This window comes from Terrabacter tumescens, from assembly GCF_014646815.1.
In the GTDB taxonomy this organism is placed as follows: domain Bacteria; phylum Actinomycetota; class Actinomycetes; order Actinomycetales; family Dermatophilaceae; genus Terrabacter; species Terrabacter tumescens.
Window position 1 is genome coordinate 804,539 of the sequence record NZ_BMNZ01000001.1, and the last position, 25,776, is coordinate 830,314.

A 25,776-nucleotide genomic window follows, 5' to 3' on the forward strand; every position below is an offset into this window, starting at 1 on the left:
GCAGCGACCGGTCTGCTGGTGTCGCCGATGTTGCCCCAAGCCCTCTGACGTGCGGTGACGTTGCCTCGATCAGTTCATCGAGATGAGCGGGCGGGACCGCTTGCTCCTGTCCGCGCGCCGTCTCCGCCATTCGTCCGCCAACGCGCCGCCGCTTCATTCGTCACAAGATCTGTCGCGCAGAGACGTCGAGAACGCTGACCGGCTGCAGCGGGGGGCCGTCCGGCCGTTGGTCCTTGCCACCTCGGTCGGCGATGAAGTCGACCACCTCGCGCCCATAGGAGACGTGCCCCACGACGGAGTACAGCTGGCCTCCCGGTGGGACCTGGAACGTGTCATGCACGATGAAGAACTCTCCGGCTGTCGCGGCCGCGCGATCGCCGCGGGTCAGCCCGACGTCTCCGAGATGGTAGGTGCGGTCGACGGGGACGTTCTCCAGAGGTAGGGAGAACCCGGGATCCGCCGTGCCGCGGCCGGATGGGTCGCCGCACTGCAGAAAGTGCGTCGGAGCCCGCAGCGTCGTCAACCGGCGACACACGCTGTCCCCCCAGTACCCGGCTCGGGCAAGCATCACGAATGACGCGACACTGCGTGGGGCGGCACGTCCATCCAAGTAGATTCGGACGTCGCCGCACGTCGTCGACAGCAAGACGTCCCACGTGCTGCCCTGTGCGGCGCTCCCGGGCGGCGCGGCCGTGAAGGTCGGGTGGTCACTCGGCAGCGCACGGGGCGCTCCGCAGGCAACTGGCCGCGGGGTGAGGTTCGAGGCCCCTCGTTGCTTCTTCGGGCCCGAGTTCACGTACAACACGAGCGCAAAGCAGACGACGACGATGCAGACGAGGACGACCATGGACGCAGCAAACATGAGGCTACGGACTGGACCCCATTTCTCGCTTGACATGCGCTGAACCTAGACGCTGCCCGAGTGACCAGACTGGATATGCGCCGAAGAGGCTCCGCCTACCGATAACCGGACCGGCCGCGTCCTGGCCGTCGCGACGCGAGGTAATGCCGCGACAAGAGCGTTCAAAGCCGTCTCAAGCTGGCGAGGCTCGCGCCTCGCCCGCATCTCTCTCCATCCGCGCTGCTCGATCCTGGGTTAGGTCAGTCCGACCGGCGGTGCTGTCGGTATGCACGTACGGCGGCGTTGATCGTCGCGTAGTTGCGCAGCGTGCCGGTGGGCTCGAGCAGATCAGCACGGCGCAGCCGCGACACCACGTCGTCGTTGGCGCGGGCCACGGCGACGAGTCCGATGCGGATCCGAGCGAGCCGTTCGAGCAACTCGGAGAGGGTGTCCAGGGCGGTGGCGTCGAGCGTGCCGACACCCTCGAAGTCGAGCACCAGCCACTCCTCCACGCCGGGGTTCTCCTCGAGTGCCTCCTCGACACGGGTGCGGAAGCGATCGGCGTTGAGGAAGAACAGCGGGGCGTCGAACCGGTACACCAAGAGGCCTGGCTCGGGCACGGCCTGGGGGTAGGCGTCGACCTCGACCCAGCCGTCGACCGCCGGGTAGTCGCCGAGCACGGCGTCGTGCGGCCGGGCCATCCGTCCCAGGGCGGCGATGATCGAGAGCGACACCGCGACCAGCACCCCGATGAGCACGTTGAACACGAGGACACCGAAAGCGGCGACCACAGCCAGCAATGCCTCCTGCCGGCTCACCTGCCACAGTGACCGGTATCCGGGGATGTCGATGATCGCCAGCGCCGCCGCGATGATCACGGCGGCAAGTGCGGCCCGCGGGATCTGCGCGAGGACCCCGCTGAGGAACAGCAGCGTCGCGACCACGACAGCCGCTGCGACGATCGACACCACCTGGGTCTTGCTGCCCAAGGACGCGGGTACGACCGTGCGGCTCGCGCTGGACGACACCGGGAAACCCTGGGACAAGCCGGAGGTGAGGTTGGTGAGGCCCAGCGCCACCAGCTCCTGGTTGGGCTCGATGCTGTAACCATGGCGCCCGGCGATGGAGCGGGCCGTCAGGACGTTGTCGGTGAATCCGACCAGCACGATGCCGCCGGCAACCGGCAGCAGCCGGCCGACGTCGGCGAGCGAGACGTCTGGCATCCCCAGCGTCGGCAGGCCTTCGGGGACGGTACCGACCACGGGGACGAGCGGTTGGCCCGACGAGAGCGCCCAGACGAGGATGGTCGCGGCGGCCACACCGATGAGGGCGCCGAGCAGCTTGGGTGAGAGCTTGCGCAGCCCGAGCACGACCGCCAGGGTGCCGGCGCCGACCCCGAGGGTGGCGGCGTCGATGCCGCGGAGCTCGTGGACGAATTCGACGAGACGCGGAAAGAAGGTGTCCGCCTCGATCGCGACTCCGGTGAACGCGGCGACCTGGCTGCTCAGCAGGGTGAGCCCGACCCCGGTGATGTAGCCGACCAGCACCGGCTTGGACAGCACCGATGCGATGAACCCGAGCCGGGCGGCCGCCCCGAGCAGACACATGCCTGCGACCACCAGCGCAAGAGCGGCCATCAGCGCCGCATACCGCATCGGGTCGCCGCCGGCGATCGTGGCGACCCCGGTCGCTGCGAGGATCGCGGTGCCCGGCTCCGGCCCGACCCCGAGGTGTCGGCTGGTGCCGGCCAGCGCGTAGACGACCAGCGGACCGAGGACCGCATAGAATCCGTACTCCGGTGGCAGCCCGGCCAGTTCCGCGTACGCCATGGACTGGGGAATGAGCATCGCCCCGACCGTCAGGCCGGCCATCAGGTCAGGACGCCACCAGCCGCGCTCGTAGCGGCGCAGCACCGCGACACCGGGGAACAACGCAGCCGCACGGGACCGCGCTGTCATGGCGCCACCTCCCGGTCCAGAGCGGACCCCGGCTACCGCGGCGGCCACGGGTCAGGGAGCCGGCACTCAGCCGACATCCAGAGGATATCCACCCGCATGAGAACTGAACCGTCCGTCCCACGTCCGACCCAGGTGCGATAGCCCTCCGCGGATACGGCGACTCCCGCGGGACCCCCTTCCCCACTGGGCTCATTCGCGGCTCCCCCGGGCTGCGGTCGATGGCGTAAGGACGCCTCGGCGTCCTAGCGTCGTAGTACGTCGCGCACACTCACGGCGCACCGACCGCACGGCGAGGAACCACCGTGTCCGTCACTCCCGGCAGGCCGTCCGGCGGCGGTGACGCGGTCACCGACGCCGCGACTGTGCACGGGCGCCGTGGCCGGGACCTCGATGACGCGGCAGCGGGCGCGACGGGGCCCCACCCTCGCGACCGGTTCCTCGACCTGCTGCGTGGCGGCAGCATCGTCACAGTCGTCGTCGGCCACTGGCTGGTCGACGACCTCTACTGGAGCGGTGGCGCCGTCCGGCACCGCAGCACACTGGGCGAGGCGCCGGCCCTGTGGCCGCTGACCTGGGTCTTCCAGGTCGTCCCGCTCTTCTTCTTCGTCGGGGGCTATGCGAACCGTCGGAGCTGGCTCGGCGTCACCGAGCGCGGCGAGGCGGTACGCCGCCTTCGTCGACCGCCGGATGCACCGGCTGCTCGCGCCGTCGGCGGTGCTGCTGCTCGCCGTGCTGGGCGGCGGCGCGCTCGTGCTGCTCGCCGCCGGTCCGTACCCGGCCCGCATGGTGGGCGTCCCCGGCGACGAGCTCGTCAACATGAACCCGCCCACGGCCGCCCTCACGGCGCTCGCGGTGGCCCAGGTCGGCGTCGCTGTCCTGGCCCGCCATGTCCTGAACCGGTGGTTGCGGCGACCCAGGGTGTGGACGGTCGTGGTCGCGCTGAACCTGTCGATCATGTCGATCTACCTGTGGCACCAGCCGGTGATGGCCGTGGTGGCCCGCTTGCTGGCTCCCAGCGTTCTGCCCCACCCCGACCCGCCGGGTCTGTCGCGGTGGGGGCTCCGGCTCGTCTGGTTCGCGGCCGCCGGTCTGCTGCTCGCCACCGTGGTGCTGCTCGTGGGCCGCTTCGAGCGCGGTGCGCCACCGGCTCCGGCGCCGCGCAGACGCCCCGCGACGATCGCCGCCGTCACGTCGGTCGTCCTGGCCGAGCTCGGGCTGCTGGGCGTGGCAGGCACGGACGCGGGGAGCCCTTTCGCCGTGAGTCGGGTGCTGGGGGCGATCGACGTGGCACCGGTCGTCGCGATGGTGTGCGTCGGCGTGGCGATGCTGCTCCTGTGGGGCGCCCGTCGAGGCGACCGTGCTGCGAGACGGTCCCTCCTTGCCGGTGCGGCGGCGTTCCTCCCCGTCGGGTGCGCCTACGCCGTGGGCATTGGCGGGCTGACGCCGTCGACGCGGCTGCTCGGCCTGGTCGGCATCCTGTCGATCGGGCTCCTCGCCGCCGAGGCGGCAGCGACCGGCAGCGCGGACACCGACCGGGCCCCACGGGCCGGGAGGTGATCTGTCGATGCGGCCGCAGGTGCAACACTTCGACGGGTCGGGCTGCGTGCGCCGTCGCCGGACGTCTGTCGCAGTCCCGTCGGGGACACTCAGGGGACACTAGGGGGACACCGACCGTAGCTTCGACAAGGAGTCATCAGTGACCGAGGGAACCGTCCGCTGGTTCGATGCCGACCGAGGGTTCGGCTTCATCGACCTCGGGCAGGAGGAAGAGGACCTGTACGTGCATGCGTCCGAGATCGTCAGCGACGACGGGACGAAGCTGCTCCGGGAGGGGCAGGTGGTCGAGTTCGAGATCGGCGAGGGCGACCGCGGCCCGCAGGCACGTCGCGTCCGGGTCACGGCCGACCATTCCGCGGACACACCGCTCGGTGTGCTCGGCACGGTCTCCTGGTACGAGCCTGCCAAGGGGTACGGCTTCATCACGCCCGACGGCGACGGTGCCGAGATCTTCGTGCACAGCTCGGCCATCGTGGGTGGCGGTGTGGTCTCGGAGGGGCAGCGGGTGGCGTTCCTCGTCGTCGACGCCGAGAAGGGACCGCAGGCCGACCACCTGCTGCCGTTGGGAGCCCAGCCCGCCCAGCAGGCCGCGGCGTCCGACGGGGCGGACGGCACCGTGTCCTGGTACGACGCGGACAAGGGCTTCGGGTTCATCACGCCCGAGTCGGGCGGCCCCGATGTGTTCGTCCACGTCCGGGAGCTGGCCGACGGGCTCCCCGAGCTGATCGAGGGAGACCGCGTGACCTACGACGTCGTCGTGAGCGAGAAGGGCCCGCAGGCTCGCGACGTGCGCCTGGCGCGCAGCTCGACACCGCGGCGAGCACCCGCGAGGCCGGCGACCCGCGCGCGGTCGGGACACCGCGAGGCATCCGACGTCCCGGCGCGCGGCGGTGAGGGAGTGGTCGCGCGCTACGACGCGGAAAGGGGGTTCGGCTTCATCGCCCCGGACGCGGGCGGCGCGGACCTGTTCGTGCACGTGTCGGTCCTCAGGGGCGCCGAGGCCCTGCACGACGGCGATCGGGTCCGGTACCAGGTGCGACAGAGCGATCGAGGCCCACAGGCGGACCGCGTCGAACGGCTGTGAGCGGGACGGCGGTCCGGGCGAGGCCGGTGCATAGCCTGTCCCGATCTCGCCGCACGCTCATGCCGGGCCGCGCGTAGTCCTCAGCGGCTCCCCACCGGACTCATGTGTCCGGGTTGAGCGCATCCTCGAGGAGGCGACGGCCCTGGCGGCCCGGTCGTCGGGTGCGCCGTCAGGCCGGGTACCGTCGATGCGTGGTTCGACTCTGGCTGACGCGGCGCTGGCTGCTCTGGACCCTCGTCGCGGTCCTGTTCGGGGTCGCCTGCTTCTACCTCGGTCTGTGGCAGTGGCACCGCCACGTCGAGCAGCGCACCAAGGTCGACGCCATCGCGCGCAACTACGGCGCGGCGCCGGTGCCCTTCGCACCCGCCCTCGTGGAGTCGCCGCTGCCCGCCGAAGCGCAGTGGACGCGGGTCTCCCTGACGGGCACGTATGCCGTGGGCACCGACCTGCTCGTGCGCAACCGGACGCTCGACGCGACGGTCGGCTTCGAGGTGCTGACCCCGATGCAGACCGGCGGGCTGACGCTTCTCGTGGACCGCGGCTGGGTGCCCAACGCCGCCGATGCGGAGACGAGCCCCCCTGTGGACCCCGCCCCGTCGGGCCCCGTGCAGGTCACCGGCTGGCTGCGCACCGGTGAGGTGAGCCTCGGCAGGGACCTGCCGAGGCCGCAGCTCGCGAGCGTCAGCGTCGACGACGCACGGGCTCAGGTGCCCTCGCTGAGCCAGGTGGACGCATACGTCGTCCTCGGTGCGCAGCAGCCTGCGGCGGTCGCGGGCGACCACCCGCTGCGCCTGCTGCCCAAGCCGGAGGAGGACCTCGGACCGCACCAGGCCTACGCGTACCAGTGGTGGCTGTTCATGCCGGGTGGCCTGGCCTTCATCTTCTTCGCGATCCGGCGCGAGGCGGCCGCGGGCCGGGCCGAGACCGCCGGACTCGGTGACGCGCCCGTGCGCGCCAAGAAGGTCCGGATCTGGGACGAGGAGGACGCCTGATCCGCCGGCGCCCGGTGTCGTCCACGTTCGGCCTCGTCCACCGTTCCCCCGGGCGGCCGACCCGCGACTGACCCGCGGCTCACCCGGCTGACAGGCCGACCAGGACCTGCAGCTCGTCGGCCACCGCCGCGACAAGGCTCTCGAAGTCCGGCAGTGCCGCGACGTCCGCGGTGACCGCGATGGTCAGCCTCCCGGCATACGACGTCATGGCGGGTGCACGAGCGCACCTCCTGGGCCGTCGGCACGTACGGCAGCATCGCGAGGACCCGCCGGCCGGCGAGGTACTGCACCCGCCCCGGCCCGGGCACGTTGGATGCCACGACGTTGACTCGTCCCTGCCCCGACCTGCCGTAGCGACGCGCTCCCCAGGGGAAGAGCAGCGCCGGGATGTGGTCGGCCATGCGCACCACCGCAGCCGTGGCTGCCGGGATCCCGCGCGCCTTCTGCTCGGCGGTCCATGCGGCGACCGCCCGGAGGCGCGACGCGGGGTCCGGGAGGTCGACAGGCAGCTCGACGAACATCGCCGACGCCAGGTTGCCCACGTGGGCACGGCCGGTCACCGAGTCCGGGGTCCTGCTCGAGACGGGCACCATGGCCCTCAGCACGACGCCGTCGACCGGGTCGCCACGCTCGGTGAGGAAGCGGCGGTAGGCGCCCGCCAGGGCGGCCAGGTAGACGTCGTTGACCGTGCAGCGAGCGGCTCGTGCAGTGCGTCTCACGTCGGCCAGGTCAGCGCCGGTCCAACCCCAGCGTCGAGCCGCACCCAGCGGGCCCGCGAGCACGCTCGGTGGCAGGTCGGGCCGGAGCACCTGGGTGAGGCCGAGACGCAGCTCGCGGAGGCGACGACCGCTCGCACGACCGCCCGGACGGCGCGCACGGGGAGCATCGCCAGCCAGGTCAGGACGTCGGTCAGCACCGCTGTCGCCGCGGCATCGGGTCGGCTCGCGGCGGCCTGTGCACCTGGTGCTGGGAGCACCGGTACGTCCGTGAGCAGCATCCGCACCAGGTCCGCCCCGGTGCGCCCGTCCACCATCGTGTGGTGCGCCTTGAGCACCAGCGCCCAGCGACCGTCGGAGAGGCCGGCGGCGAGCTGCTCGTCGTCGCCGGGGCTGTCGAGCTCCGCGTCGTGGAGGTGGGCCCCGAGGTCGACCTCGCCGCCGTCCACCCAGACGGGCCGGCCGAGCTCGAGCGGCATCCGCAGCACCCGCCGGCGGTGCAGCTGCACCTGGGCGAGGCTCGCCTCGACCTGCTGCCGCAGCACGGGGGCCTCGGGACAGGGGCCCTCGAGGACCAGGACCGTGCCGACGTGCAGCGTCTGCGTCGCGGTGTCCATCGGCAGGAAGATCGCGTCGAGAGCGCTGAGCCGGTGCACCCGGTCCACGCCTCCAGTTTCGCAGGCACGGTGGCAGGCGTCTGCCGATCCACTGGTACCTGACCCACCTGCTCGCGACCGTGTCGTCGCCCACGGGCGACCGGTAGGTGAGAGGGTCGAGGCGCCGCCCGTCACCGACCCGTCGGGCTGACCTCGATGACGGCACCGCCACCCAGCAAGGAGCCCCCTGCCATGGACATGCGCCTGGAACTCGTCCCCCTCCCCACGACCGACGTCGACGCGAGCTTGGCGTTCTACACCGACGGCATGGGGTTCGGCCTCGACCACGACGTCGAGCCGGGCAACGGCATGCGCGTCGTGCAGCTGACTCCCCCGGGCTCGGGCTGCTCGATCGTCATCGGCGTCGGCATGAGCGCCCCCGACGCCCCTCGCGTGCAGAACCTCCACCTCGTCGTCGACGACATCGACGCGGCGCGGCAGCTGCTCGTCGGCAACGGCGTCGACGTGTCACCGGTGCAGGACATGGGAGGCGTCAAGTACGCCCACCTCAGTGACCCGGACGGCAACACGTGGGCACTCCAGCAGATCCCCCGGTGAGCGCGGGACGGCTGCTCGTGCGTCCGACGCGCGCCGAGGAGCGGGCCGTGCTGCCCGGGGACGAGCTCGTGGACGCGGACGTCGTCATGGACCGGGCCTTCACTCTGAGCGCTCCTCCCGACGGGGTCTGGCCGTGGCTCGTCCAGCTCGGCAAGGAACGGGCCGGGTGGTACCTCCCCATGGCCGTCGAACGGGCCGTCCGCCGCTCGCGCCGCGCCCTACGCCGTCTCGACCCGGCGCTGCAGGGGCTCGGCGTGGGGGACATCATCCCGGACTGGGGCGGGGCGCACGCGACCTTCACCGTCGTGTCGCTGGAGCCTGGGTCCCATCTGCTCTTCGGCTCGACCCGAGGCCGGATGCAGCTGACATGGTGCCTGCGGCTCCAGCCGGTCGGCACGGAACGGACACGCCTGCACCTGCGCCTGCGGCTCGGACCCGTGCGCCACCCGCGGCTGGCCACCGTGGCCGGCGGCTTCGTGGACCTCGTGACGGTGGCTGGTCTCGCCGCAGGCCTCGAGGAGCGCCTGACGCGCTGAGACGGGCCGGCCACCCGGCCACGAGCGAGCCCGCACCCCGCGCGACCCGCACCCCGCGCGACCTCACGGTGCGGGGGTGGCCCCCACGGTGGTCGACTCGAGCTCCGGTCGCTCGGGGCGCGGCGGGCGCTCGGCGGCCTGCTCGTCGAACTGGGTCGCGTGCAGGTCGGCGTAGAGGCCGCCCCGGGCGAGCAGCTCCGAGTGCCGACCCGTCTCGACGACTCGGCCGTGGTCGAGCACGACGATGAGGTCGGCCTGGCGGATCGTCGACAGCCGGTGTGCGATGACGATGGACGTGCGGCCCTCGAGCGCCGCGTCGAGGGCGCGCTGCACGGCGACCTCGGACTCGGAGTCGAGGTGCGCGGTGGCCTCGTCGAGCACGACGACGTCGGGGGCCTTGAGGAGCAGGCGCGCGATGGCGAGCCGCTGCTTCTCACCGCCGCTGAGTCGATGGCCACGGTCGCCGACGACGGTGTCGAGGCCCTCGGGAAGCTCGGCGACCAGGTCGCTGATCTGGGCCGCGCCCAGGGCCGCGTGGATCTGCTCGTCGGTCGCGTCGGGGCGGGCGTAGAGCAGGTTGGCGCGGATCGTGTCGTGGAAGAGGTGCGCCTCCTGCGTCACGACCCCGACGCGGTCGCGCAGCGACGTCATGGTCACGTCGCGCAGGTCACGGCCGCCGATGCGCACCGTGCCCTCGCTCGGGTCGTAGAGCCGGGACACGAGCGAGGTCAACGTCGTCTTGCCCGCACCCGACGGGCCGACGAGGGCGACGAGGTGGCCGGCCGGGGCAGTGACGGTGATGTCGTGGAGCACGACGCCGCTGCCGCGCCGGTCACCCGAGGCGACGGACTCGAGGGAGGCCAGCGAGACCTCGTCGGCCGAGGGGTAGCGGAACGCCACGTGGTCGAGCTCGACACCGAGCGGACCGTCCGGCAGCGGCTCGGCGCCGGGGCGCTCCTTGACGAGGGGCTCGAGGTCGAGCACCTCGAAGACACGCTCGAAGGAGATGAGCGCCGTCATGATGTCGACGCGGACGTTGGACAGCGACGTCAGCGGACCGTAGAGGCGGCCGAGCAGGGCCGCCAGCGCCAGGAGCGTGCCGACCGACAGCGTGCCGCTCACCGCCATGACGCCGCCGAAGCCGTAGACCATCGCCGTGGCGAGCGCCGCGACGAGGGTCAGGGCGGCCATGAAGACCGTGCGGTTGAGCGCGATCTGGATACCGATGTCGCGGACGCGGCCGGCACGCTCGGCGTACTCGGCCTCCTCGCGCGCGGGCGTGCCGAAGAGCTTGACGAGCAGGGCGCCGGCGACGTTGAAGCGCTCGGTCATCCGCGTGCCCATGTCGGCGTTGAGGGTCATCTGCCGGTGCGAGAGGCTCGCGAGTCGCTTGCCCATGACCTTGGCCGGGATGAGGAAGAGCGGGACGAGCAGGAGTGAGCCCAGCGTCAGCTGCCACGACAGGGCGAGCATCGCGCCGACGACGAGCACGACCGACACGACGTTGGAGACGACGTTGGACAGCACCGACGTGAAGGCCTGCTGGGCGCCGACGACGTCGTTGTTGAGGCGCGAGACGAGCGAGCCCGTCTGAGCCCGGGTGAAGAAGGCGATCGGCTGGCGCAGGACGTGCCCGAAGACCTGGGTGCGGAGGTCGTTGATGAGGCCCTCGCCGATGCGCGAGGAGTACCACCGCGAGACCACGGTGAGGCCGGCGTCGACGATCGCGATGGCCGCGACGACGAGAGAGAGGCGCACGACGACGGACGAGTCCTTGGGGATGACGCCGTCGTCGACGAGGCTCTTGAGCAGCAGCGGCACGGTGACGACGAGCACCGAGTCGAGGACCACGACCGCGAGGAAGGCGATGATCGCCTTGCGGTAGGGCCCGGCATACGTCAGGACCCGTCGACGGGTGCCCGGAGCGAGGCTCCGGTCGGCCACCGACGAGTCACGCGACATCGATCGCATCGCCATCCACGGCTGCATGCCCACTGCACAGACCTCCTGTAGTCCCTTGATCCAACCGCGCGGGACCGACAGCGATTCCCCGGGCCGCCGATGTCAGGCTCCGGAGCCCCCGAGCATCGCCTGGAGCAGACCGGTCTGCGCCTCGCGCTCGCGGGCGAGCTGGGCGTCGCGGTCACCGGCCATGGCCCCGCGCAGCAGGGGCTTGAGCGCGCGCAGGGCGGCGTCCGGCGCCGCGAGCAGTGCCTCGACGAGCGACTCGGTCGCCTCCTCCAGGTCTGCCGCGGGCGCGAGCGCGCCGACGAGCCCCATGGCGTGCGCCTCGGGGGCCGAGACCTTGCGACCGGTCGCGCAGATCTCGAGGGCCCGGGCGTAGCCGACGATGTGGACGAGGGGCCCGGTGCCGCCGAGGTCGGGCACGAGCCCGAGGCTCGTCTCGCGCATCGCGAACCATGCGTCGAGCGCCGCGATCCGCAGGTCGGCGGCCAGGGCGAGCTGGAAGCCGGCGCCAATCGCGTAGCCGTGCACCTGGGCGACGACGACGGCCGGGCAGTCGGCCCACGCCGTGAACCCCTCCTGGTAGGCCGCGATGCCCCGCTGGATCGCCTCCGCGCCTCCACCGGCGAGCTCGACGACGCTCTCCTCGCCGGGCACGCCCTCCGGCGTGAACATGCCGGTGTCGATGCCGGCCGAGAACGCGTCACCCGCTCCGCGAAGGACGACGACGCGTACGTCCTCGGGGACGGAGCGCGCCTCGTCGGCCAGCGCGGCCCACAGCGACGGGGTCTGCGCGTTGCGCTTCTCCGGGTGGTCGAGCGTGAGGGTGCGGACGGGCCCGTCGGTCTCGACGAGGAGGTGCGGATGCGTCATGCCCGCAGGCTACCCGCGGGTCACCGAGCCGTCCCGCGGGACTCAGGCTGCCGCGGACACGCCCGCGTGGGTGGGCACGACGACACGCAGAACGCCCCAACCGGTGACGGACGCCGGCTGCACGATCTCCACCCGGAAGACGCGCGCACAGTCCAGGCACGACCAGGCCGCGGTCGGGTCGGGGAACGGCGTCACGTCGTCGCCCGAGCAGAACGGGCAGCTGAGGTGGTGGTCGGCTGGCATGACGACCAGTGTGCTGACGTGCCCCGCCACATACAATAACCGTCCATTATGTGAGTCAACAGCAATGCTTATGCATGCCGGGGCGTCCGTCACTGCCCCATGGCACCGATGGCACGTGCGATCACGAGCAGCGAGGTCAGCAGTGCCGCCGTCGCCTCGAGCCCCATGAGCGCCTTGGCGCGCGCGGTCAGGGGCATCGTGTCGGTCGGGCTGAACGCGCTCGAGTTGGTCAGCGACACGTAGAGGTAGTCGATGAACTCCGGCCGCCAGTTGGTGCGCACGCTCGAGGTGGCCGAGACCTCGAGCACCGCATCCTGGTTCTCGTCCTGGGAGAAGCGCCAGTCGGCCGGGGGCATCCGGTCGCGGGCGACGGTGTGGCGCACGACGGGACCGCCGCGGTCGATCTCCCAGAACAGCAGCCCGAAACCGATGACGTTGGTGAGCCACACCTGCATGCCCGCCAGCAGCAGGGGCATCCCGTCGGGCTTCCCGGAGGTCAGCGCGCGCACGAGCATCGCGAGCGCGACGAGGTTGGTGGCGATGACGAGGCAGGCCAGGACGATCGACACGCCACGCGACCAGCGGGTCTGGCGGACCAGCCGCCGGGGGTTGGTGACGAGCAGCGCCACCAGCAGGACGAGCTCGACGGCCGGGATGGCGAGACGGGGACCGACGAGCAGGCTCTCCGGGAGGACGGCATACGCGAGCGCCGCCACGACGACGGCGAGGGCCGGCCACAGACGGTTCTCCCCCGCGCTCGAACGGGTCTCGTGCCGGCGTCGAATCGTCCTGCTGGCTGCCATGGCGACAACGTACCCACAGCGGCGCCTGCGCGAGGGTCAGGCGAGGGAGATGAGGTCCTTGTAGTCGGGGCCCCACAGGTCCTCGACGCCGTCGGGCAGCAGCAGGATGCGCTCGGGCTCGAGCGCGTCGACGGCTCCCTCGTCATGGGTGACGAGCACGACGGCACCCTCGTAGGTCTTGAGCGCGCCGAGGATCTCCTCGCGCGAGGCCGGGTCGAGGTTGTTGGTGGGCTCGTCGAGGAGCAGCACGTTGGCCGCCGAGACGACGAGCAGCGCCAGCGACAGGCGCGTCTTCTCGCCACCGGACAGCACGCCCGCGGGCTTCAGCACGTCGTCGCCGGAGAAGAGGAACGAGCCGAGCACCTTGCGCACCTCGGTCTCACCGAGCTCGGGCGCGGCCGACTTCATGTTCTCGAGCACCGAGCGCGTGACGTCGAGGTTCTCGTGCTCCTGGGCGTAGTAGCCGAGGCGAAGGCCGTGACCCGGCTCGACCTCTCCCGTGTCAGGGGTGTCGACGCCGGCGAGCATCCGCAGCAGCGTCGTCTTGCCGGCGCCGTTGAGGCCGAGCACTACGACCTTGCTGCCGCGGTCGATGGCGAGGTCGACGTCGGTGAAGACCTCGAGCGAACCGTAGGAGCGGGACAGGCCCGAGGCGCGTAGTGGCGTCTTGCCGCAGGCGGCGGGCTTGGGGAAGCGCAGCTTGGCGACCTTGTCCTGGACGCGCTCGCCCTCGACCCCGGCCAGCAGGCGCTCGGCACGCTTGGCCATGTTCTGCGCAGCCGTCGCCTTGGTGGCCTTGGCGCGCATCTTGTCGGCCTGGGCGAGCAGGGCGCCGGCCTTCTTCTGGGCGTTCTGCAGCTCACGGCGTCGGCGCTTCTCGTCGGTCTCGCGCGACTGGAGGTAGATCTTCCAGTTGACGTTGTAGACGTCGAGCGCCGAGCGGTTGGCGTCGAGGTGGTAGACCTTGTTGACGACTGCGTCGAGCATCTCGGCGTCGTGGCTGATGATGATGAGCCCGCCCTTGTAGGCGCGGAGGTACTCCCTCAGCCAGACGATCGAGTCGGCGTCGAGGTGGTTGGTCGGCTCGTCGAGCAGCAGGGTCTCGTTGCCGGAGAAGAGGATCCGCGAGAGCTCGACGCGACGGCGCTGACCACCGGAGAGCGTCTTGAGCGGTTGGCCGAGGATGCGCTCGTCGAGACCGAGGGCGCTCGCGATCGCCGCGGCCTCGGACTCCGCGGCGTAGCCGCCCTGGGCCTCGAACTCGACCTCGAGCCGGGCGTACTTGCGCATCGCCTTGTCGCGCGTCTTCTCGTCGTCGCTGCCCATCCGGGTCTCGGCCTCGGACCGCTCGCGGACGATGGTGTCGAGGCCGCGCGCCGAGAGAATGCGGTCGCGGGCGAGGATCTCGAGGTCGCCGGTGCGCGGGTCCTGCGGGAGGTAGCCGACGGCGCCGGTGCGTGTCACGGTGCCGGCGGCGGGCTGGCCCTCGCCGGCGAGCACCTTGGTCAGGGTCGTCTTGCCGGCACCGTTGCGGCCGACGAGGCCGATGCGGTCGCCGGAGTCGATCCTGAAGCTGGCGTCCTCGACGAGCAGGCGTGCTCCTGCACGCAGCTCGATCCCGGTGGCGACGATCACGGCATTCCTCCTATCGGTGCCGCACTACGTCAGCGGCCGGACAACCCCACCAGTCTAGGAGCCGCGGAGGGGTGCTCTCGACGCGTCATCGCTTCGGCGCCCTCGTGGCACTGCGCACAGTCGCACGTCCGGGACGCGTGCATCGTGCCCGCGTTGCGCTGGGTGCCCGGCTCCCACAACGGCTCGCGAATGCCGTGTGGCGAGCTGTACGTCGGCAGCAGGGTCGGCGCGGGGTCGGGGTCGGCGCTCCCGGCCCGGCAGCAGCGGCACGAGGTGTAGCCGCCGTTGCCGGCCTCGTGCCAGGCGGACTGGTGACCGCACCCGCGGCAGAGATGGACGAGCACGCTCACGGGCGCACGCCGTCGGGCGCCACGGGCATGAGCACGGAGAAGCCGGCGCCGTCGCCGCGGATGGCGAGGGGCCGGTGGGGCCCGTCGAGCACGAGCGTCGGCCGCGTCCCGGCGACGGCGAGCGCCTCCTGGAGGAACGTCGGGTCGACGAGCACGTCGGCGACGGCGTCGTCGTCCGGCGGGGCGAGCTGCACGCGGCCGTCGAGGACGACGAGGCCCACGGACTCCGTCCCGATCGGCAGCTGTGACCGGAGCCCTCCGGCGTCGGCCGCGCCCCGGTCGGGGCCGCCACCGACGACGGCCCGGTAGTCCGGGAAGGAGCCCGGCACCACGGCGGTCGCGAACAGCTCGCCACCCACGCTCGCACCGACCTGCTCGGCGGTCACGTCGAGGTCCACCTCGGTGTCGTCCTCGCAGTCCCGGCACGCGTCGGCGACGCGGTCGGCCCAGTCGACGGGGACGACGGCCGTGAGCCGGTCGCCCACCGGCACCGAGGACCCGACCACCGAGGACCCGACGACCGGAGCCCAGCCGACCGCGAGCCGGTAGCGGTCCGAGGCGACGCAGCGCACCTCCCCGTCGCCCACCTCGACGAGCATCCCGGTCAGCACGCTGAGGTCGGGTCCGCCCGGCGCACCGGCGACCGGCTCCCCCGGGGCCACCGCGAAGCGGACCGACCCGATCGCGGCCGCGAGCTCTCCGGCCCGCACGGTGACCCGGCGCGACGCGCCGACGGCCCGGTCGCGCTCGGCGAGCAGCGCCAGGGTGCGGCGGATCTCCGCCCGGGCGTCGGCGAGCCCGTCGACGAGCCGCTGCTCGTGGGCGGCGACGACGTCGGCGGCGGCACCCGAGGCACCGCGGGCGTCCTCGTCGAGCACGAGCGCGACCTCGGCGAGCGGCATGCCGACCCGGCGCAGCGACGCGAGGAGGCGGGCGGCGCGGACCTGCGACACGGCATACCTCCGGTAGCCCGTCAGGGCGTCGACGTCGGCGGGCACGAGCACGCCCTCACGGTCGTAGAAGCGCAGGGCGCTCGCGGTCAGCCCGCTGCGGCGGGCGACCTCTCCGATGGTCAGCAGGCGGTCCGGCTCGGACGCGGCGGGGGCGGGCATGAGGAGAACACTGGGCCCTCGACCGGGTCGAAGGTCAAGACCCGTAACGACGTCGACACATCGATGCAGCACCATGTCCCCATGAACAGCCCCCTGCCCCCGGGTGAACCGCTCAGTGCGGAGCACGCGCGGCTCATCGACTCCCCCGGCCACGACGCCCCGTGGCGCCTCTGGGGGCCCTACCTCTCCGGCCGGCAGTGGGGCACGGTCCGGGAGGACTACTCGGCCGAGGGCAACGCGTGGTCCGAGTTCCCCTTCGACCAGGCCGTGTCGCGCGCCTACCGGTGGGGCGAGGACGGGCTGGGCGGCATCAGCGACCGGTTCGGCTTCCTCAACTTCTCGGTGGCCCTGTGGAACGGCAGGGACCCGATCCTCAAGGAGCGCCTCTTCGGGCTGACGAACGAGGAGGGCAACCACGGCGAGGACGCCAAGGAGTACTGGTGGGCCCTCGACGGCACGCCGACCCACTCGTGGATGCAGTGGCTCTACCGCTACCCGCAGGCCGAGTTCCCCTACGAGCAGCTGCGCCGCGAGAACCGCGAGCGCACCCGTGACGAGAGGGAGTTCGAGCTCGGCGACACCGGCATCCTCGACGCGAACGAGTTCTTCGACGTCACGATGACGTATGCCAAGGCCGGGCCAGACGACATGTGCATCCGCATCTCGGCGACCAACCACGGGCCGGCCGCCGCACCGCTGCACGTGCTGCCGACCGTGTGGCTGCGCAACACGTGGAGCTGGGGCGTCGACGACCGCGTCACCGAGCTGCACGAGATCCGCCGCAACGGCAGGCCGCCCCGCGGCTACCGGGCCGCCGAGGTGACGCACGGCTTCCTGGGCCGCTACGTCCTCGCCGCGTCCGGCTCACCGACGGCGCTCTTCTGCGACAACGAGACCAACGCCCGGGCCGTCTTCGGCGAGGCGGCCCACGCGAGCCACTCGCTCTACCCGAAGGACTCGATCAACCAGCGCGTCGTCCACGGCCGCCGGCACGCCGTCAACCCCGGTGGCTACGGCAGCAAGTGCTCGTTCTGGTACCGCTGGGAATCCGTCGAGCCCGGCGAGACCGTGAGCGTCGACCTGCGCCTCGCCCCGGGCGACCCGTCGCTCGAGTGGTTCGGCGAGCCGTTCGAGCAGGTGCTCGGCGCCCGCGCGGCCGAGGCCGACGAGTTCTACGGCCACGTCATCGACGCCTCCCTCGACGAGGCGGACCGGCACGTCGCCCGCCGGGCGTATGCCGGCCTGCTCTGGGGCAAGCAGCTCTACCGCTACGACGTGCGCCAGTGGATGGAGGGCGACCCGGCGGGGCCTGCCGTCGCCGAGTCGCGCAGGCACGGCCGCAACGAGCACTGGAAGCACCTCGCGCTCGCCGACGTCATCTCGATGCCCGACGAGTGGGAGTACCCGTGGTTCGCCGCCTGGGACCTGGCCTTCCACACCATCCCGCTCGCCCACGTCGACCCCGAGTTCGCCAAGGAGCAGCTGCTCCTCATGTGCCGCGAGTGGGCGATGGCCCCGAACGGCCAGCTGCCCGCCTATGAGTGGGAGTTCGGCGACGTCAACCCGCCGGTTCACGCGTGGGCCGCGTGGCACGTCTACCGGATCGACGGCTACCGCGACCGCGAGTTCCTGACTCGGGTCTTCACCAAGCTGCTGCTCAACTTCGCGTGGTGGGTCAACCGCAAGGACGCCAACGGCTCCAACCTCTTCGAGGGCGGCTTCCTCGGGATGGACAACATCGGCCTGTTCAACCGGTCCGCTCCCCTGCCGCCCGGCTTCCGGCTCGAGCAGTCCGACGCGACGAGCTGGATGGCCTTCTACTGCCAGCAGATGCTCAAGATCGCGCTCGAGCTGTCCCGCACCGACAAGGCGTGGGACGACGTCGCGACGAAGTTCCTCGAGCACTTCCTCTCCATCGCCCAGGCGATGCGCCACTTCGGCTCCAGCGACAAGAGCCTGTGGCACGAGGAGGACGGCTTCTACTACGACGTCCTCGTCCAGCCCGACGGCCGCGCGCCGCACATGCGGGTGCGCTCGATGGTCGGCCTGCTGCCGATCCTCGGCGCCACGGAGATCCCGTCGTGGGTCGTCGACGAGTGCCCCGACGTGACGAGCCGCTTCCACTGGCTCCAGCAGCGCCGGCCCGAGCTCGTCAAGCCGCTCCTGGCCCGCGACGACGGCAAGATGCTGCTGACTCTCGTGCCGCCCAGACGGCTGCGCCGCATCCTCGAGCGGATGTTCGACACCGACGAGTTCCTGTCCGACTACGGCATCCGCTCGCTGTCGGCGTCCACGCGCCAGGCCGTCACGGCCACCGTCGGGCACGAGACCGTCTCGATCGAGTACGAGCCCGGCGAGTCGCGCACCGGCATGTTCGGCGGCAACTCCAACTGGCGCGGGCCGGTCTGGTTCCCCACCAACGTGCTGCTCGCCGACAAGCTGCGCACCTACGGCCGCTACTTCGGCGACGACTTCCGCATCGAGATCCCGACCGGCTCCGGCGACTGGCGCACCCTCGACGAGGCGGCCGACGTCATCGACGGCGGGCTGACGGCGCTCTTCCGTCCCGTCGACGGCCGCCGCCCGTCCGACGGGAAACGCATCGAGTCCTCGCCCGACCCGCTGTGGTCGGCGCACCCGACGTTCTCCGAGTTCTTCGACGGCGACACCGGGGAGGGCCTCGGCGCCACGCACCAGACGGGCTGGACCGCCCTCGTCGCGCACCTGCTCAACCCGCGGCTGCCGCCCGACCCACGCACGATGGGCTGGGCGTGAGCGACACGGCATACGCCCTTGGTGGGGTGCTCGGTGTGGTGCTCGGTGGGGCGCTCACGTCACCCGACGGCGTATGCCGCGTGGCGGGCGAGGCGTGTCGGGCGACCCGTCGCGCTCGGGTAGCGTGAGCCAGCGTGACCGCGCCCATCTCCGTCCGTGACATCACCGCCGCCGAGCACCTCGCCTGGCTGCGCACCCAGCCCTCGGCGAGCTTCCTGCAGACGCCGGCGTGGGCCGACGTCAAGAAGGAGTGGCGCTCCGAGTCGGTCGGTTGGTTCGAGGGCGAGCGGATGGTCGGCGCCGCGCTCGTGCTGCACCGCTCGCTGCCGCGGATCAAGCGTTCGCTCGCCTACGTGCCCGAGGGACCGTGCATCGACTGGTCCTCGCCACGGCTCGTCGAGCTGCTGCGCGCCCTGCGCGACCACCTCAAGTCCAAGGGCGCCTTCGCGCTGCGGATCGGGCCCCCGGTCGCGACCCACCGCTGGCACACCGCGACGATCAAGAGCGCCATCGCCGACCCGGCCGTGCGCCGCTACGACGAGGCGACGCCTGACGTCGTCGAGCCGGTGGGGACGGCCGTCGTCGCCCAGCTGCAGCGGCTCGGCTTCAAGCACCTCAGCCCCGACGACGGCTTCGCCGCCGGGCAGCCCGAGTACGTCTTCCAGGTGCCGCTCGCGGGACGCACCGAGGCCGACGTGCTCGCCGGGATGAACCAGCTGTGGCGGCGCAACATCAAGAAGACCGTCAAGAACGGCGTCACGGTCCGCGTCGGTGACGCCTCGGACCTGCCGGCCTTCCACCGCACCTACGTCGAGACCGCCGAGCGTGACCGCTTCACGCCGCGCGGGCTCGCGTACTTCGAGCAGATGTATGCCGCGCTGTCGGCCGAGGACCCCGAGCGGATCCGCGTCTACCTCGCCGAGCACGAGGGCGACGTCCTCGCGGCAACGGTCTTCATCCGGGTGGGCGAGCACACGTGGTACTCCTACGGCGCCTCGACGGCCGCGAAGCGGGAGCTGCAGGGCTCGACCGCCATCCAGTGGAGGATGATGCGAGACTCGCTGGCTGCGGGCGCGAGCGTCTACGACCTGCGCGGCATCACCAACACCGTCGACGAGGCCAACCCCCACATCGGCCTCATCCGCTTCAAGGTGGGCACCGGCGGTGAGGCCGTGCGGCTCGCCGGCGAGTGGGACCTGCCCCTGAATCGCTTGCTCTACAAGGCTTTCGACCTCTACATGAAGCGGCGGTGACCGATCGTGTCTTTCGTGCTCCACGTCGACGGTGAGCGCTGGCGCGCCGGTCACGACCGGTTCGTCGCCGACCACCCGGGCATCGTGCCCGTCATCAAGGGCAACGGCTACGGCTTCGGTCGTGACCTGCTCTGCGCGGAGGCCGCCCGTCTGGGCGTGCCGATGGTGGCGATCGGCGCCTACGCCGAGCTGCCCTCTGCTCTGGCGACCTTCGGCGGTGACGTGCTCGTCATGGAGCCCTACCGCGCCGCGATCCACGCAGGACTACCCGACCTCGCGAACCGGCGCGTCGTGCACACCGTGACGACCGAGTCCGACCTCTCGAGCCTGCGCGGCGTGCTGTCCGATGCGCGCGTCGTGGTCGAGGGGCTCACGTCGATGAACCGCTACGGGACGCCCGTCACCGACGTGGCTGCGCTCGCCGGAGCCGCGGACGCCGTCGGGGTGACGCTGCACCTGCCCCTCGGGACCGGTCACGTCGAGGAGATCACGCGCTTCATCGCCGCCGTGCCGGGCGAGCTCACGTGGTACGTCTCGCACGTGTCCGCGTCCGAGCTGTCCACTCTCGCAGCGCGATTCCCCGAGCACGAGTTCCGGCCCCGCATCGGCACCGACCTCTGGTACGCCGACAAGGGCTCCTACGAGGTGCGGGCCCACGTCCTCGACGTGCGGCCCGTGGCCAAGGGCACCCGGGTCGGCTACCGCCAGCGCGCCGTCGCGGCCGGCCACATCGTCGTCGTCAGCGGTGGCACGTCCCACGGCGTCGCCATGGAGAGCCCGTCGTCGGCCGCGACCGCCCGCACGCGCGCCATCGCCGTCACCGAGGGCGTGCTCGAGGCGGCGCACCGCGTGCGTTCGCCCTACACCGTCTCGGGCGTCATGCCGCGCTTCGGCGAGCCGCCGCACATGCAGTGCAGCCTGCTCGTGCTGCCCGCCGGCGTCGCTCCCCCGCGGGTGGGCGACGAGGTGCCGGTGCGGATGCGCCTGACCACCACGACGCCCGACGCCGTCGTCGTGGCCTGATCGCCCGGAGCCGCCCCGCGGGGTGCTCTAGGGTCGAGACGACCCGCAACGGCGGCCCACGAGGGGAGCCAGCATGCCGAGTCCCCTCGTCCGGACCAAGCTCTACGTGCCTCGCGCCCGCCACACGGTCGTGCCGCGTGCCCGCCTCCTCGACCGCCTCGTCGACCGCCTGGGCACCGGTGGCCAGCCGCGGCTGACCGTGGTCTCGGCACCGGCCGGCTTCGGCAAGACGACGCTGCTCGCGGCCTGGGCGGCCGCCGCACCCCGCCCTGTCGCGTGGGTCTCGCTCGAGGCGTCGGAGCAGCACCCCGGGACGTTCTGGACCTACGTCGTGACGGCTCTCGACACTGCAGTGCCCGGAGTCGGCGCCGGGGTGCTGCCCCTGCTCCAGGCGACGGCGCCGCACCCCGGCGCGGTCGTCGCCACGCTCCTCAACGCGCTCGAGGCCGTCACCGGCGGGGTCGACCTCGTCCTCGACGACTACCACCTCGCCGACGCGCCCGCGATCGCGGACGACGTCGCCTACCTCGTCGAGCACCTGCCCACGGACGTCCACGTGCTCCTGGGCACGCGAGCCGACCCCGACCTGCCGCTGGCGCGGCTGCGGGCCCGCGGCGAGCTCGTCGAGGTCCGCGCGGCCGACCTCCGCTTCACGCTCGCCGAGGTGACGGCATACCTCAACGACGTCGCGGGCCTCGACCTCGATGCCCGCGAGATCGCGGTGCTGGAGGACCGGACCGAGGGGTGGGTCGCGGCCCTGCAGTTGGCGGCCCTGTCGCTCCGGGGCCGCGAGGACCCCGCCGGTTTCATCGCCGGCTTCGCCGGGGACGACCGCTACGTCGTCGACTACCTCGTCGAGGAGGTCGTGCGCCGCCAGCCCGAGCACGTCAGGAGGTTCCTGCTCGAGACCTCCGTGCTCGACCGGCTCGGCGGCCCGCTCTGCGACGCCGTCACCGGTGCGGGCGACAGCAGGTCGGTGCTCGAGTTCCTGGAGCGCGCCAACCTCTTCGTCATCCCGCTCGACGACAGTCGCCAGTGGTACCGCTACCACCACCTCTTCGCCGACGTGCTGCGCGCCCACCTCGCGCAGGAACGGCCGCTCGAGGTCGCAGGCCTGCACCGGCGGGCGGCGGAGTGGTACGCCGCCGACGGCGAGCCGGAGCCGGCCGTGCGGCACGCGCTCGCCGCCGGTGACGTCGAGCTGGCCGCCGACCTCGTGGAGCGGTCGGCCATCGAGCTGCTGCGCCGGCGGCAGGAGGCGACCGTGCGCGGCTGGATCGACGCGATCCCCGACGCCGTCGTGCGGGTCAGGCCGGTGCTCGCCATCGCGTTCATCGGGGCACTGATGTCGCGGGGTGAGTTCGACACCGTCCCGGACCGCCTGGCCCACCTCGAGGGCCTGCTCGCCGACCCGGCCGCCGAGGTCGTCGTGCTCGACGAGCGAGAGGCGGCCCGCGTCCCCGGCGCCATGGAGACCTACCGCGCTGCCCTCGCCCTCGTCGCCGGCGACCCGGCCGGCACCGTCGAGCACGCCGATCTGGCCATCGAGCGCGCCGCCCCGGGCGACGACCTGACCGTGGCGGCCGCGTCGGCCCTCGCCGGACTGGCGTCCTGGGCGGCCGGGGACCTGGAGTCGGCCCATCGCGCCTACTCGGGAGCGGTCGAAGGCCTCGAGCGGGCCGGAAACATCTCCGACGTGCTGGGGTGCTCCATCACGCTCGGCGACCTGCGGATCACCCAGGGCCGGCTCGACGACGCCCGACGCACGTACGAGCGCGCGCTCCGGCTCGCCGCCGCCCACGAGGCCGACGGCGCGGGTGGGACCGGCGGCCCGCTGCGCGGGGTGGCCGACATGGAGGTCGGCCTGAGCGAGATCGCCCTGGAGCAGGGCCATCTCACCGAGGCCGCCGCGCACCTGGGCCGCGTCGCGGCCCTCGGTGAGCGCCTCGGCCTGCCCCAGCTCCCCTACCGCCGACGGGTCGCGGAGGCACGCCTGCGCGAGGCCGAGGGTGACCTCGCCGGGGCCGTCGCGCTGCTCGAGGAGGCCGAGAAGGTCTACGTCGGGGACTACTCACCCGACGTGCGCCCGCTCCCCGCGCAGCGAGCACGCGTGCTCGTGGCACAGGGCCGCGTCGACGAGGCGCGCCAGTGGGCCCGCACCCGGGGGCTGGCACCCGACGACGAGCTCTCCTACGTCCGCGAGTACGAGCACGTAACCCTCGCCCGCGTGCTCATGCACGGACGGGACACGTCCGGCGCGACGACGCGCACGGCATACGACCTCCTCGAACGCCTCCGGGTGGCCGCGGAGGAGGACGGGAGGACCGGCAGCCTGATCGAGATCCTCTCGCTGCAGGCGCTCGCGACCCTCGCCGGAAGCGAAACCCCTGATGTGTCAGCGGCGCTCGCACCCCTCGAGCGCGCGCTGCGGTTGGCCGAACCCACGGGTCACGTGCGCGTCTTCGTCGGCGAGGGTGCACCGGTGGCGGTGCTGCTGGCCGCGGTCGTCGAGCGAAACCCCTCGTGGGCCTACCCCCGCCGCCTCCTCGACGCCCTCCGCCCCGAGTCGTCCGGCGCGAGCGGTCACGGTCTCGTCGACCCACTCAGCTCACGCGAGCTGGAGGTGCTCCGGCTGCTCGCCACCTCGCTCGACGGGCCGGAGATCGCCCGCCGGCTCTTCATCTCGCTCAACACGCTGCGCACCCACACGAAGAACGTCTACGCCAAGCTCGGCGTCAACCGGCGCCGCGACGCGGTCACCAGAGCCGGCGAGCTCGGGCTGCTCTGAGCCGGCCACCCCGTCCGCCGCGCAGCCCCGTCGAGGAGGCCGTCGAGGATCACCACCTCGCTCACCAGATGGGGTGATCCGGGCTCACCACCTCGCTGCCTAGCGTGCAGAGCATGAACACCGCAGCCAGCAACCCGGACGGGTCCGGTCGCTACGAGATCCGCCTCCGCGGACGGCTCGACCCCCGGTGGTCGACCCGGCTCGACGGCATGACGCTCTCCACCCGGGACGGCCTGACCGTGCTCGTGGGGCCGGTCGCCGACCAGGCGGCGCTCCACGGCCTCCTGCACCGGCTGCGCGACATCGGCCTGCCCCTCGTCTCCGTCCGCCGGCTCGAGAACGACACGGAGCCGCTCCCACCCCATCACCCTCACCACCCTCACCACCCTCGACAAGGAGCCTGACATGACCGTCACCGCACCCGCCGTCACCGCGGCGCACACCGACCCCACCCCCCCGTGGTCGACCCGCGCGAACTCCCGCGCAGCCGGCATCCTCTACCTGCTCACCTTCGCGTCCTCGATCCCGGCGCTCGCTCTCCTCGGACCGGTGCTCAACGACGCGGGCTACGTCACCGGCACCGGCCAGGACACCCGCGTGCTGTGGGGCTGCCTGCTCGACACGGTCAACGCCTTGACCGCGATCGGCACGGCCGTGGCCGTCTACCCGGTGGTCCGGCGCCAGAACGGCTCGCTGGCGCTCGGCTTCGTCACCTCCCGCCTCGTCGAGGCGGCCGTCGTGATGATCGGCGTCGTCAGCCTGCTCGCCGTCGTTACGATGCGCCAGCAGCTCGCCGGCTCCGGCGCCGACGCCGCCTCGGCCACCGTGGCGGCCAACGCCCTCGTCAGCGTCCGCGACTGGACCTTCCTCTTCGGCCCCGGCCTCATGCCGGTCTTCAACGCCCTGCTGTTCGCCACGCTGCTCCACCGCTCACGGCTCGTGCCCCGCATCATCCCGAAGATCGGCCTCATCGGGGCACCACTGCTCTTCGCCGCCTTCGTCGCGAACCTCTTCGGCGGCTTCGCCCAGGTGTCGACGGCCTCCTTGCTCCTCACCCTGCCCATCGCCGCGTGGGAGCTCAGCGTCGGGATCTGGATGACCGTCAAGGGATTCCGTCCGCAAGCTGTCGCGGCGCTGCAGGCTCGCGACGCCGTGTGACCAGTGCGCGACTCGCGGCACGACCCGCGACGCGACGGGACCAGCCCTGCTGGTCCCGTCGCTCGTTCGCGCGTCAGCAGGCGAAAAGCCCATGACCTCGCACGGGCTCGGCGGGCACCATGGCGGGGTGCAGCTCACGACCTCGCGTCTCGCCGACCGACCGGACCTCGCCGACGCCCTGTGGGCGATGCCGAGCTCGTGGCCGGAGTTCATGCGGCACGACCCGATCGGCGGGCTCTACTACGGCAACGTCGAGACGCGCTTCGCCGAGTTCGTCGTCGTCGCGCAGGACGACGCGGGTGAGGTCGTCGCGGTCGCCCACTCGATCCCCTTCGTCCTCGGCGACGACGACCTGCCCGAGAACGGCTGGGACTCCGTCATCCGCAACGGCCTGCTGACGAACCTCCAGGGCCGCGAGCCCGACACGGTCTCGGCGGTCGAGATCGCCGTGCGGCCCGACCACCAGGGACGGGGCCTGTCCGGGCAGATCCTCGCGGCTATGCGCGAGAACGCGGCCCGGCTCGGGTTCGCCACGCTCGTCGCACCCGTGCGCCCCAACGGCAAGGTCGACGCGCAGGAACCGATGAGCACGTATGCCGTTCGGCTGCGTGACGACGGACTGCCCGTCGACCCGTGGCTGAGGGTCCACGTCCGGGCGGGCGGGCGCATCCACGCGGTGGCCTCGCGCTCGATGGTCGTGCCCGGCACCGTCGAGGAGTGGCGCGAGTGGACCGGCCTGCCGTTCGACCGGACCGGACCGGTCGTCGTGCCGCGGGCGCTCGCCCCGGTGCACTGCGACCTCGAGCACGGGGTCGCCGTCTACGTCGAGCCGAACGTCTGGGTCGTGCACGCGACCGGGGCCGATGGTGCCCGCCGGCCCGGGAGCGACTAGACAAGACA

22 protein-coding genes and 1 pseudogene are annotated in these 25,776 nt (G+C 72.2%); 12 read left to right on the forward strand and 11 right to left on the reverse strand.

Annotated elements, in window-relative coordinates:
- Window positions 1–160: 160 nt before the first annotated feature.
- On the reverse strand, window positions 161–847 hold the full coding sequence (locus IEY30_RS03800; RefSeq protein ID WP_162180965.1) for a peptidylprolyl isomerase: 687 nt from the start codon (window positions 845–847) through the stop codon (window positions 161–163).
- A 254-nt stretch (window positions 848–1,101) separates the two neighbouring features.
- Window positions 1,102–2,799 carry a SulP family inorganic anion transporter gene (locus IEY30_RS03805; protein WP_030145994.1) on the reverse strand — a complete coding sequence of 566 codons (1,698 nt, stop codon included), beginning with the start codon at window positions 2,797–2,799 and terminating at the stop codon, window positions 1,102–1,104.
- A 615-nt stretch (window positions 2,800–3,414) separates the two neighbouring features.
- Here IEY30_RS03805 and IEY30_RS03810 point away from each other — a divergent pair.
- The 3 genes from IEY30_RS03810 to IEY30_RS03820 all read left to right on the forward strand — a co-directional run bounded on the left by IEY30_RS03810 (window position 3,415) and on the right by IEY30_RS03820 (window position 6,432).
- Window positions 3,415–4,356, forward strand: a complete 942-nt coding sequence (locus tag IEY30_RS03810; RefSeq protein WP_030145993.1) for an acyltransferase family protein — start codon at window positions 3,415–3,417, stop codon at window positions 4,354–4,356.
- A 139-nt stretch (window positions 4,357–4,495) separates the two neighbouring features.
- On the forward strand, window positions 4,496–5,440 hold the full coding sequence (locus tag IEY30_RS22160) for a cold-shock protein (RefSeq protein ID WP_030145992.1): 945 nt from the start codon (window positions 4,496–4,498) through the stop codon (window positions 5,438–5,440).
- Between the two features lie 191 nt (window positions 5,441–5,631).
- Window positions 5,632–6,432, forward strand: coding sequence for an SURF1 family cytochrome oxidase biogenesis protein (locus tag IEY30_RS03820; protein WP_030145991.1), 801 nt, complete (start codon window positions 5,632–5,634; stop codon window positions 6,430–6,432).
- A gap of 79 nt (window positions 6,433–6,511) precedes the next feature.
- Here IEY30_RS03820 and IEY30_RS03825 read toward each other — a convergent pair whose 3' ends face one another.
- The 3 genes and pseudogenes from IEY30_RS03825 to IEY30_RS03835 all read right to left on the reverse strand — a co-directional run bounded on the left by IEY30_RS03825 (window position 6,512) and on the right by IEY30_RS03835 (window position 7,813).
- Window positions 6,512–6,640, reverse strand: coding sequence for a WS/DGAT domain-containing protein (locus IEY30_RS03825; RefSeq protein ID WP_188960096.1), 129 nt, complete (start codon window positions 6,638–6,640; stop codon window positions 6,512–6,514).
- An 82-nt stretch (window positions 6,641–6,722) separates the two neighbouring features.
- Window positions 6,723–7,025 (reverse strand): annotated as a pseudogene (locus tag IEY30_RS22235) (WS/DGAT domain-containing protein); the annotation flags it as partial.
- Window positions 7,026–7,147: 122 nt separating this feature from the next.
- On the reverse strand, window positions 7,148–7,813 hold the full coding sequence (locus tag IEY30_RS03835; RefSeq protein WP_030145989.1) for a wax ester/triacylglycerol synthase domain-containing protein: 666 nt from the start codon (window positions 7,811–7,813) through the stop codon (window positions 7,148–7,150).
- Between the two features lie 183 nt (window positions 7,814–7,996).
- On the opposite strand from IEY30_RS03835, the gene IEY30_RS03840 reads away from it, so the two are divergent.
- Window positions 7,997–8,362, forward strand: a complete 366-nt coding sequence (locus tag IEY30_RS03840; RefSeq protein ID WP_030145988.1) for a VOC family protein — start codon at window positions 7,997–7,999, stop codon at window positions 8,360–8,362.
- Window positions 8,359–8,898 (forward strand): hypothetical protein, encoded by a 540-nt coding sequence (locus IEY30_RS03845; RefSeq protein ID WP_030145987.1) that lies wholly within the window; start codon window positions 8,359–8,361, stop codon window positions 8,896–8,898. The genes IEY30_RS03840 and IEY30_RS03845 overlap by 4 nt, the downstream gene beginning before the upstream one ends.
- Window positions 8,899–8,961: 63 nt before the next feature.
- Here IEY30_RS03845 and IEY30_RS03850 read toward each other — a convergent pair whose 3' ends face one another.
- The 6 genes from IEY30_RS03850 to IEY30_RS03875 all read right to left on the reverse strand — a co-directional run bounded on the left by IEY30_RS03850 (window position 8,962) and on the right by IEY30_RS03875 (window position 15,879).
- A complete protein-coding gene (locus IEY30_RS03850) occupies window positions 8,962–10,875 on the reverse strand; it encodes an ABC transporter ATP-binding protein (protein ID WP_229674822.1) in 1,914 nt (637 codons plus the stop codon).
- Between the two features lie 87 nt (window positions 10,876–10,962).
- Window positions 10,963–11,736 carry an enoyl-CoA hydratase/isomerase family protein gene (locus IEY30_RS03855; RefSeq protein WP_030145985.1) on the reverse strand — a complete coding sequence of 258 codons (774 nt, stop codon included), beginning with the start codon at window positions 11,734–11,736 and terminating at the stop codon, window positions 10,963–10,965.
- Window positions 11,737–11,778: 42 nt separating this feature from the next.
- A complete protein-coding gene (locus IEY30_RS03860) occupies window positions 11,779–11,979 on the reverse strand; it encodes a hypothetical protein (RefSeq protein WP_030145984.1) in 201 nt (66 codons plus the stop codon).
- An 89-nt stretch (window positions 11,980–12,068) separates the two neighbouring features.
- On the reverse strand, window positions 12,069–12,782 hold the full coding sequence (locus IEY30_RS03865; RefSeq protein ID WP_030145983.1) for a hypothetical protein: 714 nt from the start codon (window positions 12,780–12,782) through the stop codon (window positions 12,069–12,071).
- 36 nt (window positions 12,783–12,818) lie between these two features.
- On the reverse strand, window positions 12,819–14,417 hold the full coding sequence (locus IEY30_RS03870; RefSeq protein WP_030145982.1) for an ABC-F family ATP-binding cassette domain-containing protein: 1,599 nt from the start codon (window positions 14,415–14,417) through the stop codon (window positions 12,819–12,821).
- 346 nt (window positions 14,418–14,763) lie between these two features.
- Window positions 14,764–15,879 (reverse strand): DNA polymerase III subunit beta family protein, encoded by a 1,116-nt coding sequence (locus IEY30_RS03875; protein ID WP_030145980.1) that lies wholly within the window; start codon window positions 15,877–15,879, stop codon window positions 14,764–14,766.
- 81 nt (window positions 15,880–15,960) lie between these two features.
- Here IEY30_RS03875 and IEY30_RS03880 point away from each other — a divergent pair, with 81 nt between their 5' ends.
- The 7 genes from IEY30_RS03880 (at window position 15,961) to IEY30_RS03910 (ending at window position 25,768) form a co-directional block, all read left to right on the forward strand.
- The gene (locus tag IEY30_RS03880) at window positions 15,961–18,654 is read left to right on the forward strand and encodes an MGH1-like glycoside hydrolase domain-containing protein (protein ID WP_030145979.1); all 2,694 of its coding nucleotides are present in this window, start codon (window positions 15,961–15,963) and stop codon (window positions 18,652–18,654) included.
- Window positions 18,655–18,788: 134 nt separating this feature from the next.
- Complete coding sequence (locus IEY30_RS03885) at window positions 18,789–19,907, forward strand: lipid II:glycine glycyltransferase FemX (protein WP_030145978.1); 1,119 nt, start codon at window positions 18,789–18,791, stop codon at window positions 19,905–19,907.
- A 6-nt stretch (window positions 19,908–19,913) separates the two neighbouring features.
- Window positions 19,914–20,930 carry an alanine racemase gene (locus IEY30_RS03890; protein WP_030145977.1) on the forward strand — a complete coding sequence of 339 codons (1,017 nt, stop codon included), beginning with the start codon at window positions 19,914–19,916 and terminating at the stop codon, window positions 20,928–20,930.
- A 73-nt stretch (window positions 20,931–21,003) separates the two neighbouring features.
- Window positions 21,004–23,718 carry a winged helix-turn-helix domain-containing protein gene (locus tag IEY30_RS03895; RefSeq protein ID WP_030145976.1) on the forward strand — a complete coding sequence of 905 codons (2,715 nt, stop codon included), beginning with the start codon at window positions 21,004–21,006 and terminating at the stop codon, window positions 23,716–23,718.
- Between the two features lie 113 nt (window positions 23,719–23,831).
- Window positions 23,832–24,122, forward strand: a complete 291-nt coding sequence (locus IEY30_RS03900) for a DUF8691 family protein (protein ID WP_030145975.1) — start codon at window positions 23,832–23,834, stop codon at window positions 24,120–24,122.
- A 1-nt stretch (window position 24,123) separates the two neighbouring features.
- On the forward strand, window positions 24,124–24,876 hold the full coding sequence (locus IEY30_RS03905) for a DUF4386 domain-containing protein (protein ID WP_030145974.1): 753 nt from the start codon (window positions 24,124–24,126) through the stop codon (window positions 24,874–24,876).
- 127 nt (window positions 24,877–25,003) lie between these two features.
- A complete protein-coding gene (locus IEY30_RS03910; protein WP_229674823.1) occupies window positions 25,004–25,768 on the forward strand; it encodes a GNAT family N-acetyltransferase in 765 nt (254 codons plus the stop codon).
- Window positions 25,769–25,776: the final 8 nt, after the last annotated feature.